General features: G+C 57.7%; 13 protein-coding genes and 1 pseudogene. All 14 read right to left on the bottom strand.

The window, feature by feature from the left end:
• Window positions 1-14 precede the first annotated feature (14 nt).
• Window positions 15-881 (bottom strand): annotated as a pseudogene (gene cobA / locus CFT65_RS11545) (uroporphyrinogen-III C-methyltransferase); the annotation flags it as partial.
• A complete protein-coding gene (gene serS, locus CFT65_RS11540) occupies window positions 869-2,143 on the bottom strand; it encodes a serine--tRNA ligase (RefSeq protein WP_088828302.1) in 1,275 nt (424 codons plus the stop codon). The pseudogene cobA and the gene serS, both read right to left, overlap by 13 nt.
• Window positions 2,144-2,230: 87 nt before the next feature.
• Entirely contained in the window at window positions 2,231-3,568 is a 1,338-nt protein-coding gene (locus CFT65_RS11535) for a replication-associated recombination protein A (RefSeq protein WP_088828301.1), read from the bottom strand.
• Window positions 3,568-4,215: an outer membrane lipoprotein chaperone LolA gene (gene lolA, locus CFT65_RS11530; protein WP_088828300.1), complete on the bottom strand. Its 648-nt coding sequence runs from the start codon at window positions 4,213-4,215 to the stop codon at window positions 3,568-3,570. The genes CFT65_RS11535 and lolA overlap by 1 nt, the downstream gene beginning before the upstream one ends.
• Window positions 4,216-4,227: 12 nt before the next feature.
• Window positions 4,228-6,810, bottom strand: a complete 2,583-nt coding sequence (locus tag CFT65_RS11525; protein WP_088828299.1) for a DNA translocase FtsK — start codon at window positions 6,808-6,810, stop codon at window positions 4,228-4,230.
• Between the two features lie 6 nt (window positions 6,811-6,816).
• A complete protein-coding gene (locus CFT65_RS11520; protein WP_088828298.1) occupies window positions 6,817-8,058 on the bottom strand; it encodes an O-succinylhomoserine sulfhydrylase in 1,242 nt (413 codons plus the stop codon).
• Between the two features lie 26 nt (window positions 8,059-8,084).
• Entirely contained in the window at window positions 8,085-9,611 is a 1,527-nt protein-coding gene (gene purF / locus CFT65_RS11515; RefSeq protein ID WP_088828297.1) for an amidophosphoribosyltransferase, read from the bottom strand.
• A 34-nt stretch (window positions 9,612-9,645) separates the two neighbouring features.
• On the bottom strand, window positions 9,646-10,215 hold the full coding sequence (locus CFT65_RS11510) for a CvpA family protein (RefSeq protein ID WP_008171742.1): 570 nt from the start codon (window positions 10,213-10,215) through the stop codon (window positions 9,646-9,648).
• Between the two features lie 92 nt (window positions 10,216-10,307).
• Window positions 10,308-10,979, bottom strand: coding sequence for an SPOR domain-containing protein (locus CFT65_RS11505; RefSeq protein ID WP_088828296.1), 672 nt, complete (start codon window positions 10,977-10,979; stop codon window positions 10,308-10,310).
• A 124-nt stretch (window positions 10,980-11,103) separates the two neighbouring features.
• On the bottom strand, window positions 11,104-12,429 hold the full coding sequence (gene folC, locus CFT65_RS11500) for a bifunctional tetrahydrofolate synthase/dihydrofolate synthase (protein ID WP_088828295.1): 1,326 nt from the start codon (window positions 12,427-12,429) through the stop codon (window positions 11,104-11,106).
• The gene (gene accD / locus CFT65_RS11495; protein ID WP_088828294.1) at window positions 12,413-13,339 is read right to left on the bottom strand and encodes an acetyl-CoA carboxylase, carboxyltransferase subunit beta; all 927 of its coding nucleotides are present in this window, start codon (window positions 13,337-13,339) and stop codon (window positions 12,413-12,415) included. The genes folC and accD overlap by 17 nt, the downstream gene beginning before the upstream one ends.
• A 46-nt stretch (window positions 13,340-13,385) precedes the next feature.
• The gene (gene trpA / locus CFT65_RS11490) at window positions 13,386-14,198 is read right to left on the bottom strand and encodes a tryptophan synthase subunit alpha (RefSeq protein WP_088828293.1); all 813 of its coding nucleotides are present in this window, start codon (window positions 14,196-14,198) and stop codon (window positions 13,386-13,388) included.
• 19 nt (window positions 14,199-14,217) lie between these two features.
• Window positions 14,218-15,426 (bottom strand): tryptophan synthase subunit beta, encoded by a 1,209-nt coding sequence (gene trpB / locus CFT65_RS11485; protein ID WP_416376656.1) that lies wholly within the window; start codon window positions 15,424-15,426, stop codon window positions 14,218-14,220.
• Complete coding sequence (locus CFT65_RS11480; protein ID WP_088828291.1) at window positions 15,419-16,048, bottom strand: phosphoribosylanthranilate isomerase; 630 nt, start codon at window positions 16,046-16,048, stop codon at window positions 15,419-15,421. The genes trpB and CFT65_RS11480 overlap by 8 nt, the downstream gene beginning before the upstream one ends.
• Between the last annotated feature and the right edge of the window lie 2 nt (window positions 16,049-16,050).

Genomic DNA, 16,050 nt, shown 5'->3' with positions numbered 1-16,050 from the left:
GAAAACGGGGAGCCTTAGCTCCCCGTTTTTATAACCCCACCTATCCAGTCGAGTCTCTCTCTCAGGACCACCACGTGACCGATAATGACCAGCGTTGGTGGCTGAACGGCCTCTGCTTCTACCCGCTCGACGATGTTGTAAAGATTGCCTGTCACCACACGCTGATCCCTCGTTGTCCCCTTTGAGACCAAAGCCACGGGCATATCCTGGGACATTCCGTGAGCGACCAACTGCCGGCAGATGATTGGCAGACCCACGAGACCCATGTAAAACACCAGAGTCTGGTTGTTCTGGACGAAGTCTCTCCAGGGTAGATCGCAGGTATCATTCTTGAGGTGGCCGGTCACAAACCGGACCGACTGGGCGTAATCCCGATGGGTCAACGGGATACCGGCGTAGGCAGCACAGCCGGAGGCGGCCGTTATACCTGGCACAACCTGGAACCGGACGCCGGCATCGGCCAGGGTTTCAATCTCTTCCCCACCCCGACCAAAAATAAACGGGTCTCCGCCTTTAAGACGAACCACCTTCCGGCCCTGCCTGGCCAGATCCACTAATCGCTGATTGATCTGATCCTGAGGCAAAGTGTGATTGGCACGCTGCTTACCAACATGGATCATCTTGGCAGTGTCCGGAATCATGGCCAGTATTTCCGGCGACACCAAGCGATCGTAAAGCACGACTTCGGCAGACGTAATCAGCCTCCAGGCCTTGAGTGTCAGCAGTTCAGGGTCGCCCGGTCCGGCCCCGACGAGGGCCACTTCACCCGCAGATGTATTCGGATTCGAAGTTACCGGGTTGACCCTGTACCTTACCGGTGCAGGGGCTGCACCAACGCCCTTCCCTGGTGCGCGTTCTTGCTGATCACTCATTGGATTTTGTCGACGCCTCCCATATACGGCCTGAGAACCTCCGGAACCACAATGCTGCCGTCTGCCTGCTGGTAATTCTCCATGACTGCAATCAGTGCACGGCCAACGGCCAGACCCGACCCATTCAGAGTATGCACGGGTTCGGGCTTTCCGGTTTCCGGGTTACGCCAACGGGCATGCATCCGGCGCGCCTGGAAATCGCGGGTGTTGGAGCAGGAAGAAATTTCACGGAACTTGTCCTGCCCCGGTAACCAGACTTCCAGATCATACGTCTTGGCCGCTGAAAAACCCATGTCGCCTCCGCAGAGTGTAACCACGCGGTATGGCAGTTCCAGCAACTGAAGCACCTTTTCTGCATGGCCGGTCAGAGCTTCCAGCGCGGCGTCTGAATCGCCCGGACGAACCACCTGCACCAGTTCCACCTTGTCAAACTGATGCTGACGAATCATTCCCCGGGTATCCCGACCATAGGAGCCTGCCTCGCTACGGAAGCATGGCGTATGACAAACCATCTGCAGCGGCAACTCTGCGGCATCGAGGATGGAGTCTGAGACAAGGTTGGTAGCCGGCACTTCCGCGGTTGGAATAAGGTACAGCGGATGCTCGCCTTCGGTTTTGAACAGATCTTCCTCGAACTTGGGCAGTTGGCCCGTGCCGTAGAGGCTATCCGCATTCACCAGATAGGGTACGTAAGTCTCCAGGTACCCGTGTTCGCGCGTGTGAAGATCCAGCATGAACTGAGCCAGCGCCCGGTGCAGCCGCGCTACCGGGCCTCGCATGACGGCAAACCGGGAGTGCGCCAGGCGGGTCGCCGTCTCGAAATCCAGGCCTTTCAGGTTCTCACCCAGGGCAACGTGATCCCTGGGCTCGAAATCGAAGTCCCTGGGCGTACCCCAGGTGCGAATCTCGACGTTATCATCTTCACTCTCGCCGCCGGGCACATCTTCATCGGGAAGATTCGGGATACCGGCAAGGAAGGCGTTCAACTCTTCTTGCAGAGTGCGAAGCTCGTCTTCGGCCTCAGACTTCTGCTTCTTCAGGTCTTCCACCTCGTCCAGCAGCGGCTGGATGTCCTCACCGGCAGCTTTGGCCTTACCGATCGATTTGGAACGTTTGTTCTGCTCGCTCTGCAGGTTTTCCGTGCTTACCTGAAGGGCGCGGCGGCGCTCCTCAAGCTGCTCGAAGGCGACGGAATCGAATTTGAAATTCTTGATGGTCAGCCGACGGGCGATCTCTTCTGTCTGGGTGCGGACACGTTTGGGATCGAGCATGATTATCCTGAATCTTCCGGTTAGCGATGTTTTGAATGACTCGCCATTATACCTGCACTGGCGCTCGTGGCTACCGCAGCACAAGGCTCAGCTATAGCGTTTGCGGGGGCTTTCAGCGTTGCGGGAATCCAGACGCTGGCGCTTTTCGGCCAGCTTGATCTCCAGCCCACGATTCACGGGCTCGTAGTATCGGCGCTGATGAATCGCTTCGGGCAGATAGGACTCACCGGCGGCGAAGGCCTCCGGTTCATCGTGGGCGTACCGATAGGTATCCCCATGGCCCATACTTTTCATCAGCTTGGTGGGCGCATTACGCAGGTGTACCGGAACCTCGTAGTCCGGGTCCTGGCGGATGTCCGCCATGCACCGATTGAAGGCGTTATAGACGGCATTGCTCTTGGGCGCCATAGCCAGGTAGGTCACCGCCTGGGCCAATGCCAGCTCCCCTTCCGGCGACCCCAAACGCTCCTGAGCATCCCAGGCTTCCATGCTGAGCTGCAGGGCACGGGGGTCGGCATTGCCTATGTCCTCACTGGCAATGCGCACCAGGCGCCGGGCAACGTATAGCGGATCACAGCCGCCATCAAGCATCCGGCACAGCCAGTACAGCGACCCGTCCGGATCTGAGCCACGAACGGATTTGTGCAGGGCCGATATCTGGTCGTAAAACACATCACCGCCCTTGTCGAACCGCCGTAGGCTGGTCTGCATGACCTGTTCAAGCTGATCCGCCATAACCCGATCAGTGCCTGCCTCGTCCGGCTCGGCCAGATCAGCGGCGACTTCAAGGATATTCAGAGCGCGGCGGGCATCGCCTCCAGAGGCTGCCGCCATCAGGGTCAACACGTCCTCATCAACCCGCAGGCGCCCACCAAATCCTTCCTCAGCGGTCAGCGCACGGCGTAACAGCTGAAGAATGTCCTCTTCCTCAAGGTTCTTGAGCACGTAGACACGAGTCCGGGACAGCAAAGCGCTGTTCAGCTCGAAAGAGGGATTCTCGGTGGTGGCACCAACGAAGATGAAGGTGCCGTCTTCAATATGGGGGAGAAACGCGTCCTGTTGGCTTTTGTTGAAGCGGTGCACTTCATCCACGAACAACAAGGTATCCCGGCCCTGAGACTGCTTCCGATTTCGAGCACGCTCCACAACGGCCCGAATCTCTTTCACACCACTCAGTACGGCAGAGACCGTCTCGAAGCTGAGATCACTGACGTTGGCCAGTAGCTGGGCGAAGGTGGTTTTTCCGACTCCGGGAGGGCCCCAGAGGATCATGGAGTGAAGCTGGCCCTGCTCGACCGCGCGCCGCAGCGGTTTGCCGGGCCCTACCAGATGGGCCTGGCCAACATAGTCATCCAGGCTTGCCGGCCGCATTCTCGCGGCCAGCGGGCGAAAGCCAGCAGATTCCGCGAACAGGCTGTCCTGCATCAGGCCCCGTCCCGGATAATGTCTACACCCTCCGGATAGTTGAGGGTAAATGCGCCAGCCTCAACGGGCTCGTTGAGCCTGATCTGGTCAAAACTCAATACGCTGAGCTGTGCCAAGGAATCCTGCATGCGCATCTCCTGAAGTTCACCCTTGAAAAAGGTTAGCCTGAGCGACGTAAACAGGGAATCGGGGCTGCGTGGCTCCAGAATAAATTCACGGGTGTTGTCGCCAATCTGGCGACCGGAAACCTTGTAGGTTTCCTCGAGGTTATCCACCTCACCGCTTAGCAGGAGCGCGGGTGTGGATTGCGCACGATCGTCGAGGTTATGGATCGTGACCTGCTCCAGGTCCGGATCGTAAACTTCGACCGTTTCGCCATCACTTACAATAAACTGAGACAGGGGTTCACTGGTCTCCCAGTAAAACAGCCCCGGTCGCTTGGCCTTCAGGGAGCCGCGGGTTTCCTGAACCTTGTTACCATTCTCGTTGACAACGATCTGGATGAAATCCGCCTGGTAGGATTCATAACCCTTCAGCAGCGAGGCCAGCTCGTCTGCACTCGCGCCCTCTTCACTGGCAGTCGCAGGGCTGACAATAAATGCCGCCATAATCAATGTTGCCAGGCATTTCAGAAAAGACTGTCGCATTATTCGTTACTCCTAATCTCTGGGTGGCGGCGGCGCCAGAACTTCCCGGGCACCGTTATGGCCTGCAGCGCTTACTACGCCGGATGCTTCCATGGCATCAACCAGGTTGGCCGCCCGGTTGTACCCGATCTTGAATTTTCGCTGCACCGACGAAATCGACACGCGGCGGCCTTCGGTAACGAATGCAACCGCCTCGTCGTAGAGCGCGTCACTTTCGCTGTCTCCACCGCCTTCCGACAGGTTGGGCACCCCGGGCAGGCTCTCGCCTTCAGCACCATTGAGAACGTCATCCACATAGACCGGTTCGCCCCGGGCTTTCCAGGCACTGACTACGCGATGGACTTCATCGTCATCCACAAAAGCCCCATGCACCCGAACCGGCAACCCCGACCCCGGTGGCAGGTAGAGCATGTCACCATGCCCCAGGAGCTGCTCAGCGCCGCCCTGATCCAGTACCGTACGCGAATCGATCTTGGAGGAGACCTGGAACGACATCCGGGTGGGAATGTTGGCCTTGATCAGGCCGGTGATCACATCCACCGACGGCCTCTGGGTAGCAAGGATCAGGTGGATACCGGCCGCCCGCGCCTTCTGGGCAATCCGGGCAATCAGTTCCTCAACTTTCTTGCCGACGATCATCATCATATCGGCGAATTCGTCGATAACCACTACGATGAACGGCAGGGTATCGAGCTCTGGCCGCTCCTGCTCGTCGTTGGCAAGGTATTCGTCCGGTTTCCAGAACGGATCCAGCAGCGGTTCGCCAGCGGCCACCGCATCTTTGATCTTGCGGTTGTAGCCCGCGAGGTTACGAACCCCGAGGCTGGCCATAAGCTTGTACCGGCGCTCCATTTCAGCGACACACCAGCGTAGCGCGTTGGCCGCCTCCTTCATGTCGGTGACCACCGGCGCCAGCAGGTGCGGAATGCCATCGTAGATGCTCAGTTCAAGCATCTTGGGGTCCACCATGATGAAGCGGACCTCCTCCGGCCCCGCCTTCAGCAGCATGCTGAGCAGCATGGCATTGACGCCGACGGATTTACCGGAACCGGTGGTGCCCGCCACCAGCAGGTGTGGCATTTTGGAGAGATTGGCGACCATCGGATTGCCACCAATGTCGTTACCCAGCGCCAGGGTCAACGGTGAGCTGGAATCCTGGAACACCCGCGCGCCGAGCACTTCACTGAGGCGAACCATTTCCCGTTCTTCGTTGGGAATCTCGATACCAACCACAGACTTTCCGGGAATCACCTCGACCACCCGAACGCTTAGTACGGCCAATGAACGGGCCAGATCCTTTGCGAGGTTGGAAATTTTGCTGACCTTCACACCCGGAGCTGGCTTGATCTCGAACCGGGTAATGACCGGACCGGGATTGACCTCAACAACTTCAACGGACACCCCGAAATCCCCCAGCTTTTCCTCTAGCAGCCGTGACATATGTTCCAGGGATTCTTCGGAGTAGCCTCTTTCCTTATGCTCCTCCGGCGGGTCCAGCAGAGAAATCGGCGGAATCGGGCTCTCAATATCTTCCAGCAATGAAGGTTGCTTGCTGCCCTTGTCCTTCGACTGAGTCGGCTGTTTGTCCTTCTTGAAGGGCGAAATCTTCAGCGACCGTCCGGCAGACTGAGGAGATGGCTCGGGTTTGGCAGGTGTTCCGTCAGTGACAGGAGCCTCATCACGTGAACTGAAACTTTCGAGCCTCGCAGGTTCAGGGTCAACCTCGGCAGAGAGACCATCCAATGCGGGCTCTTTTCGACCGTTTTCTGGCTTCGACGCGGGCTTCGGGGATTTCAGCTTCTTCGGTCCAAAGCCGGGGATCCGTTGCCACCAGCGCGGCTTGTTGGAATCTGCTTTTTTCCGCGTGCTGTCCACGGCCGGCACTCGGTCCTTGACCACCGGTGGCTCAGATTTGGGCTCTGGATTAGCCTCTGGTTTTTCCGGTTTCGGCTTGCCTTTAAAAAGGCTCTTGATGGCAAGACCCGTTCTGAGCGTCAAACCACCCACCTGATCCATCAGCCAGAACCAGGACAGGCCGGTGGTGACGGTCAGTGCGAAGAGAAAGATGGCAATCAGCAGGAGCGTGGTGGCCGGCAGGTTGAAAAACCGCACCATGGCGTCGGCCACAGCCGTTCCCAATACACCGCCTGAGGAGGCCCCGAGACCGAACACGGAATACAGGGACAGCAGACTGGTTGCCGAGAGCAAAATCAGCAGAAAGCCACCGAACCGCATCATGAATAGCGGCCAGTGGAGATCCAGGGAATCATTCCGCCGGCGGATAAGCATGAGTGCGTAACCCGCGATCATGACCGGGAACAGATAGGCGACATGGCCAAAGAAATCCATGAAAAGGCTGGCGAGCCAGGCCCCGGTTCGGCCGGCATAATTCTGCACGCTGGTATCATGGCCAATACTGGCCCACCCCGGATCCGACGGGCTGAAGGTGACCAGCGCCATGGAGAGATAGATACACAGGGCGATCAGAGCAATAACGGCGCCTTCACGGGCGCCCTGGGCTGCCAGGCGGCGAAAGCGCAGCTGCTTCTCTGTCAGTTCTTGTGGTGCTTTCTTCGCTTTTGCGGATTCGACCATGAATGCTCAGACGTTATCGGTGCTTGCGTTCCGAAGCGCCTGAAAGCCTCTTCCCAGATCGGTTTTCAGGTCTTCAACAGCTTCGATTCCCACGGAAAGCCTGATCAGGTTTTCCGTAATTCCGGCCCGCGCCTTATCCTCCGGGGATAATCGCCCGTGAGTCGTCGTGGCCGGATGTGTAATCGTGGTTTTAACGTCACCGAGGTTTGCCGTGATGGAAACCATTCGAGTGCCATCAATGAAGGCCCAGGCCTCTTCTCTCGCGCCCTTGAGCTGGAAGGACAACACACCACCAAATCCGGTTTGCTGTTTTTTTGCCAACTCATGTTGCGGATGACTCTGGAGCCCGGCATAGAAGACACGTTCAACCGCCGGCTGTTGCTCCAGCCACAGGGCCAACTCTAACGCATTGTCACAGTGGGCGCGCATACGAATTGGTAAGGTTTCCAGGCCCTTCTGGAAGACCCAGGCGTTGAAAGGGCTCATGGTGGGACCCGCCGAACGCAGGAAGCCATAGACCTCTTCCATCATCTTTTCAGGCCCGACCACCACACCGCCCACGCAGCGGCCCTGACCATCCAGGTATTTGGTGGCCGAGTGGATCACGATGTCTGCGCCCTGCTCCAACGGACGCTGGAGCACAGGCGTGCAAAAGCAGTTATCAACCACGAACAGGGCATCGTTGTCTCTTGCGAGCTGTCCCAAAGCCGCCATATCCGCCACTTCGCACAGAGGATTGGACGGCGTTTCAATAAACAGCATCCGGGTTTCAGGCCGGACAGAGGCCTGCCATTCTTCCATATCCGTCAGGCTGACAAACGTGGTTTCCACGCCAAAACGCGCCATGTATTTCTGGAACAGCACGTTGGTGGTGCCGAATACACCCCGGGAGCAGATCACGTGGTCTCCGCCCTGCAGCAGCGCCATGCAGGTACTCAGGATCGCGGACATACCGGAGGCGGTAGCAACGGCACGCTCTCCGCCTTCCATAGCGGCGATGCGCCCCTCAAATGCCTGCACCGTAGGATTGGTAAATCGGGAATAGATGTTGCCGGGTTCATCGCCGCCAAATCGCGCCGCTGCCTGCGCAGCGCTGCCATACACGAAGCTGGACGTGGGGAATATGGCGTCGCTGTGCTCAAGCTGCCCGGTGCGGATCTGGCCCGCCCTCACGGCCAGGGTGTCCACGGACATCCCGTCCAGATCGGACTCCGGGATCCAGACAGTTTCTTCGCGGCGAAAGGTCATCTACATCTCCTGCCTGAAAGCGGCGTTCAGTCTTCGTCGTTATGCAAATCAATAATACCGTTGTCCCCGTTGGCGACGCTGGCACCCTCGGATCGCTTTTCGTCGTTGCGCAAGCCGTCGATCCGGCTCAGATAAGCTTCATCGATATCACCGGTCACGTAGTTGCCGGTAAAGACCGAGCACTCCCAACCCTCGACGTCATCGTTCACGTCACTGACGCAGGTTATCAGGTCCTCCAGGTCCTGATAGAGTAGCCAGTCGGCGCCGATCAGTTCCCGGATTTGTTCAACGGTGCGGCCATGGGCAATGAGTTCGCTGGCCGAGGGCATGTCGATCCCATAAACGTTCGGGTAGCGCACGGGGGGCGCCGCAGACGCAAAATAGACCTTACGTGCACCGGCATCCCTGGCCATCTGGACAATTTCCTTACAGGTGGTTCCACGCACGATTGAATCATCTACCAGCATCACGTTCTTGCCGCGAAACTCGAGGTCGATCGGGTTAAGCTTCTGGCGGACAGACTTCTTACGCATTTTCTGGCCGGGCATGATAAATGTTCGACCGATATAGCGATTCTTGATGAAGCCTTCCCGAAACTTCACGCCCAGACGGTGCGCCATCTGCATGGCTGAGGTCCGACTGGTATCGGGAATCGGCATGACCACGTCGATGTCGTGATCAGGCGTCTCGCGGAGTACCTTCTCGGCAAGGGTCTCGCCCATGCGCAGACGAGCTTTGTAGACCGACACCTTGTCAATAATGGAGTCCGGGCGGGCAAAATACACATGCTCGAAAATACACGGGAAGAGATGCGGATCTTCCGCACACTGGCGGGTGTAGAGGGTGCCGTCGGTTTCAATGTACACCGCCTCACCCGGCGCGATGTCGCGCACCAGTGTATAACCAGCCGCGCTCAAGGCTACGCTTTCGGAGGCAATCATGTATTCCTTACGGCCATTCTCGTCAGTGCGCTCACCGTAGCAGGCGGGGCGGATACCATTCGGATCCCGGAAGCCGACAATGCCGTAGCCGGTAATCATCGCAATAACGGCGTAGGCGCCCCGGCAGCGCTTGTGAACCGCGCTGACGGCAGAGAAGATCTCGTCCTTGGTGGGATCCAGCTTGCCAAGTTTCTGAAGCTCATGGGCGAACACGTTCAACAGCACTTCCGAGTCGGAATTAGTGTTGATGTGGCGCAGATCAGTCCGGAACAGATCCGTACTCAGGTCATCGGCATTGGTCAGGTTGCCGTTGTGCGCCAGGGTAATCCCATAGGGGCTGTTTACATAGAACGGCTGGGCTTCGGCGGAGCTGGAACTGCCCGCAGTGGGATAGCGTACATGCCCGATGCCAACATTACCCACCAGGCGGCGCATGTGGCGGGTGTGGAATACATCCCGTACAAGCCCGTTGTCCTTGCGGAGGTAAAAACGTTCATCCTGAAAAGTAACAATGCCCGCCGCGTCCTGGCCCCGGTGCTGAAGTACAGTCAGCGCATCATAGAGCGACTGATTGACGTTGGAAGTACTGACGATGCCGACAATGCCACACATGGATAAGTGTATCTCCGAGTGTTAAAACTGAATGTTAGCGGGACACGGACGCGGGTTCCACGCCTTCCTGCTCTGTAACGGAATCCGGTTCCGGCGCGTTTTCAGGCGCGGGTCCCAGAAAGCGCGCAAATTCATCGCCCAGGGTCCTTCTGGACCAGTCTTCCACCACGGCCAGGCGATCGATGATGATTGAGGTTCGCCACCAGGTATCCTGCGCCAGCGGCGTATAACGGGTAAACGCAATGGCAACGATCACCACCACCACACCGCGCAAAAGCCCGAACCCCATGCCAAGCACCCGATCGGTAGCCGACAGTCCGGTGGCCCGAATCAGATGACCGATCATGTTATTGATGATGGCACCAACGATGAGGGTTCCGAAGAAAAGTATGGCGAACGCGGCAATGAGCCTGACCAGAGGTGTTTCAACCGTGCTTTCCAGCAGGGATTGCATCTGGGGATGGAAGGTTCTGGCCAGAATAAATGCGCCCACCCAGGTCACCAGAGACAAGGCTTCTCTTACAAAGCCCCGTTTCAGGCTGATGAGCGTGGAAACTGTAATCAGGGCGATAATGACCCAGTCAATCCAGATCAGCGCTTCCATTTAAAACCCGGTGGAGAAAAGGAAGCGCGAATTCTATCAGGAAACCCCAGCTCGCCAAACCGCCAGACACACATAAAAAGGAGGCCCCGGCGCTATTTTTCTCCGGATGTGACCAGACTGTTAAGGTTAAAGGCGTCGTCAAGGGCCCTTTTGGCGGATTCGGCTTCGGATTTGGAGGCGAAGGGGCCGCTGAATACCCGGGTCAGCGTGGTGTCGCCGCGGACTACTTCCTGCAAATGGGAATCATAACCCTTCTCACGGACCTTATCCCTCAGTCTTCGGGCGTTATCGGAATTGCCGAAGCTTCCCAGTTGAACGACCCAGGCACCTTCCAGGGACCGTTCGTATTCAGCGGTTTCCGTGACAGAGCTTTCTGACGCTTGATCTGCAGTTTCGGTCGGAGCAGTGGCCGGCTCTTGACTCGCGTTAGTGGCGGACTGGCCACCGCCAAAGGATTCTGCCACTTCAGGCGTTGCTTCCTCCCCAGGGGACTCTTCAAGAATACGATACCCGGGAGAATCACCGCCCTCTTCCTCAGTCGCTGGCGCCGCAAGAGTGGTATCGCTGGACTCAAGGCCATAAGACGGCGCAGGCGCCAATTCGGATTCGGGTGCTTCCACTTCAGGGAAAGGCGGCTCTTCCGGAATCTTGATCGTCGTCGAAGTGCGTTCGGAATGAGGCTCATCAAAGAGCATGGGAACAAAGATAACCGCGAGGGAGACAAGGACCAACGCCCCGATTATTCTCTGTTTCAGTCCATCCACGTTACTAGGCTCCCAACTGTTGTGACTGCGCCCCGACGGGCACCTATCCGCAGATACTAACGTCCCCGAAGCCGGAACTCAAAGTGCTAGCCGCCGCCATGGACAAAGTTTAAGGCGGCCTGTCCTAGCTTCCGGCTGATTCTTCAGCGAGCAGAATTTCCCGGCCCTCGGCGACGGTGAAGAACGAACCGAAAACGACCACAAGATCGTTAGGGGCTGCTGCGGACAACGCCGAATCAAGCGCCTCTTGCACTGACTCGAAAGCTGGCGCATGAGCGATGCTGGCACCGGCCAGTCTTGCCTGCAAATCATGGCCTGAAAGCCCCCTAGGGACCTTGAGGCTGGCCAGATACCAGGCATCAACCACATCGATCATGGCCCTGCCAACACCTTCCACGTCCTTGTCCGCCAAGGCGCCATAAACTGCGTGTACCCGCCGTTCGGGCAGTTTCAAGCCGCCCAGCTGTTCGGCCAACCAACCTGCCGCATGGGGGTTATGACCAACATCCAGGAAAATATCCGGGCAGGACCCCAGGCGCTCAAATCGCCCGGGCACGCACAGACCTGAAAGCACCTGCTCAATCACAGTGACCGATAAGTCTGGCTCAAGCTGTCGCACGGCGACGACGGCGGCGGCTACGCTTTTAACCGGCAACGGCCCGGCTGGCAAACGAATCGGCTGATTTTGATAATTCAGCACCATTGCCGGAATTCCTGGGGAAGCCTGTGATTCCGGTATTAACTGATAGTCACGCCCGAACATAGCCATGCGAACCTTCTGGGCCGCCGCCTGCTGAAGAACCGAGCGTGGTGGGTCGGTGTCCGCGTAGATTGCCGGAATACCAGGCCGGAGGACCCCTGCCTTCTCAAAACCGATGGCTTCCCGGTTGTCGCCGAGGAAAGCAACGTGGTCGATGTCCACCGATGTCAGTATGACAAAATCCGCGTCCAGGACATTCACCGCATCCAAACGCCCACCAAGACCAACTTCAAGGATCCAGTCGTCGAGACCTGCGTCGGCGAAGGCCACAAAAGCTGCCAGGGTTCCGAATTCAAAATAGGTCAGCGAGACATTGCCACGGGCGGCCTCAACGGCTTCGAACGCACTTACCAGCGAGTCGTCAGAAATATCCTCGCCATTCAGGCGCACACGCTCGTTATAGCGTTGGAGATGGGGGGAGGTATATGCCCCGGTACGGCGCCCGGCCGCCCGTAGCAGCGTCTCTAACGCCGCTACAGCGCTGCCCTTGCCATTGGTGCCTGCCACCGTGATGATGCGGACACCCGGCTTTCGCCGGAACAACCGGCGCATAACCACAAGTACCCGATCCAGGCCGAGGTCTATCTCCGTGGGATGTATCGCTTCGAGGTAGGTAAGCCATTGATCGACAGTGGCACCAGCCGCCGGCGAAGCCGGAGACTGGTCTGGCCGGTTACTCGGCGGGGGCATCGGTTTCAGGCTTTTCCGAAACTTCAAACTCGATCGGCTCTTCAGTTCCGGGACGTTCCTGGCCCGTGAACTTCGCAAGCACATGCGCAATACGCTCACGCAACTGGTGGCGATGGAGAATCATGTCGATGGCACCGTGCTCCAGCAGGAATTCACTGCGCTGGAAGCCTTCCGGCAGCTTTTCACGAACGGTCTGTTCGATGACCCGGGGACCAGCGAAGCCAATCAATGCGTTCGGCTCGGCAATGTTCAGATCACCCAACATGGCCAGACTGGCAGAAACGCCACCGAAAACCGGATCTGTCATTACCGAAATGTAGGGAATACCTTCAAGCTTCATCCGCTCTAGCACGGCGGCCGTTTTCGACATCTGCATCAGCGACAGGATGGCTTCCTGCATCCGGGCACCGCCACTGGCCGAGAAACAGACCAGTGGGATTCGCTCCTTGAGGGCAACATTGGCTGCCTGAACGAATTTTTCGCCGACCACCTGACCCATGGAGCCGCCGAGGAAGCCAAACTCAAAAGAACAGGCAACCAGAGGTACACCGAGCGTCGTGCCTCTCATGGCTACCAGTGCGTCTTTCTCACCAGTGCCTTTCTGGGCCTGGGACAGACGGTCCTTGTAGCGTTTACTGTCCTTGAACTTAAGCCGATCCCAAGGCTCGAGCTCAGAGGCAATTTCTTCCCGCCCTTCCGGGTCAAGAAAAACGTCCAGACGACGGCGGGCCGCAACCCTCAGGTGGTGGTTGCATTTGGGGCAAACATCCAGGTTTTTCTCAAGTTCCGGCTTGTAGAGAAAGGCGCCACATTTGGGGCACTTCTTCCATAACCCCTCTGGCACTCCGGTTCTCTGCTTGGAATCCGAGCGAATTTTGCTCGGCATGATCTTGTCCAGCCAGTTACTCATGGTCTCATCCTGTCCTTTGACGCCTGTTTGCCCTCCTCCCCTTCAATCAGGAGGCGAGACTGTCCAGTGCTTCACGCATCGGGTGGAGCAGATCCGTCAATGCCCGTTTAAGCTGGTCGGTATCTGCCTGATTTCTGGCTATTGTATCGACCAGGACGCTGCCAACAATTACACCATCGGATACCCGACCCACCGCTGCTGCCGTTTCCGCATCGCGGATGCCGAAGCCGACACCAACGGGAAGCGCCGTCAGTTCGTGAATATGGCCCACCTTGGCGGCAACTTCGTCCACGTTAATGGAGGCGGATCCTGTTACACCCTTGATAGAAACATAGTACACATAACCGGATGAGTGCTCACTGATTGCCCGGATCCGGTCATCGGTGGTCGTTGGCGACAGCAGGAAGATGGCGTCGAGATCACGCTGGGTAAATAACGGCGCAACTTCATCCGCTTCTTCCGGCGGCAGGTCCACGGTCAGGATGCCGTCCACACCGGCATCCTTTGCAGCGTCGGCAAAGCGCTCGTAGCCCATGGCTTCCATCGGATTCAGATAGCCCATCAACACCACCGGGGTGTTATCGTCCGACTTCCGGAACTCCTTCACCATCGCTATTACCTGTCGCAGCGAGGTGCCATGAACCAGTGCCCGTTCGCAGGCCAACTGGATAACCGGACCGTCTGCCATCGGATCAGAGAACGGTACGCCCAGTTCAATAATGTCGGCGCCTGCTTTCACAAGCGTATGCATCAGGTCTACTGTGACATCGGGATGGGGGTCACCGGCGGTTATGTAGGGAATAAGTGCCTTTCGACCTTGTCCTTTCAGGGCCTTGAGGACCCCTTCAATTCGGCTCATGCCTGCTCCTGTTTATTCTTCAGATCTCGATGCCTTCAAGCTTGGCAACCGTGTTGATGTCCTTGTCGCCACGCCCGGAAACGTTGATAACGACAGTCTGGTCTTTATCCATGGTTGCCGCCAGTTTGATGGCATAAGCGACTGCGTGAGCGGTTTCCAGAGCCGGCATAATGCCCTCTACCCTGGTCAGTTTCCGGAATCCTTCCATGGCTTCGTCATCAGTCACGGAAACGTAGTGCGCCCTGCCAATATCCTTCAACCAGCTGTGCTCGGGTCCGACACCTGGATAGTCGAGGCCGGCACTGACCGAATGAGTGCCTGCAATCTGGCCATTCTCGTCTTCCATCAGGTAGGTGCGGTTACCATGAAGCACACCAGGACGGCCAGCACAGAGGGGCGCTGCGTGCTTGCCGGTTTCAATACCCAGGCCGCCCGCTTCTACACCGTAAAGCTCAACCGACTCATCAGCCAGGAACGGGTAGAACATCCCGATGGCGTTGGAGCCGCCACCGACACATGCCACCAGCGCATCCGGCAACTTTCCGGTTTTCTCCAGAGCCTGGCGACGGGTTTCACGTCCGATCACTGACTGGAAGTCACGGACCAGCAGCGGATAGGGGTGTGGACCAGCGACGGTACCGATGATGTAGAAGGTGTCATCGACATTCGCCACCCAGTCACGCATAGCGTCATTCATGGCATCTTTCAGGGTCTTGGTGCCGCCCTGGACAGAATGCACGGTTGCACCCAGCAGCTTCATACGGAACACGTTCAGAGACTGGCGCTGGACATCCTCGGCACCCATGAACACATGGCACTCAAGCCCCAAACGCGCACACACCGTGGCGGTGGCCACACCGTGCTGGCCGGCACCGGTTTCGGCAATAATCCGCTTCTTGCCGAGGAAGCTTGCAAGCAAGGCCTGGCCGATGGTGTTGTTCACCTTGTGAGCGCCAGTGTGACAAAGATCTTCACGCTTCAGCCAGATCTGGGCGCCCCCGGTTTCGCGGCTGAGGCGCTCGGCAAAATACAAAGGCGTCGGCCGGCCAACGTAGTCCGCCAGTTCTTTATCAAACTGCGCCTGGAATTCCGGATCTTTTTTCAGGCGGGCGTACTCTTTTTCGAGAGTCATCAGGGAATCCATCAGAGTCTCGGAAACAAACCGCCCACCAAAGGCCCCAAAGTGGCCCCGTGCGTCCGGCAGTCCACTCAGCATTTCTTCAGTCAGTTTTACAGACACGGTGAACCTCTTTAATAAAATGAGAAATTTTCTGGATGTCCTTTATGCCTTTGTCCTGTTCAACACCGCCACTGACATCCACAGCCCAGGGTCTCACCTGCTTCACAGCGGCAAATACGTTATCAGATGACAAACCACCGGCCAATATAATCGGGAGCGGCCGATGATCGGGGATCAGATCCCAGTTGAACGACTTCCCAGTACCCCCGTACCGGTCCGGATCCCAGGCGTCTACCAACAGGCCGGATGCGTTGTGGAACTCCTCAAAGGCGGCTTCAATCTGCCCTGCCTCACGGACCCGAATGGCCTTGATCCAGCGGCGCCCAAACCCGGCACAAAAGCCGGCGGATTCGTCTCCGTGAAACTGGAGAAGGTCCAGCGACACCTTCTGCAGCACAGCCTCAACATCCTTCTGAGTGGGGTTGACGAATAACCCGACAACCGAAACAAATGCCGGAACGCGTTTCGCCAATTCCGCCGCCTGCTGAACAGACACAGACCGAGGGCTAGGTTCATAGAACACCAGGCCCAAGGCATCAGCGCCGCATTGAACGGCCCCGTCAATATCCTCGGGACGGGTGAGACCGCAAATTTTGACCCTTGCGTTCATTG

It is taken from the genome of Marinobacter sp. es.048 (genome assembly GCF_900188435.1).
Taxonomy (GTDB): Bacteria; Pseudomonadota; Gammaproteobacteria; order Pseudomonadales; family Oleiphilaceae; genus Marinobacter.
The sequence above is the reverse complement of the archived record's forward strand: the minus strand, read 5'-3'. Positions and strand labels throughout refer to the sequence as shown.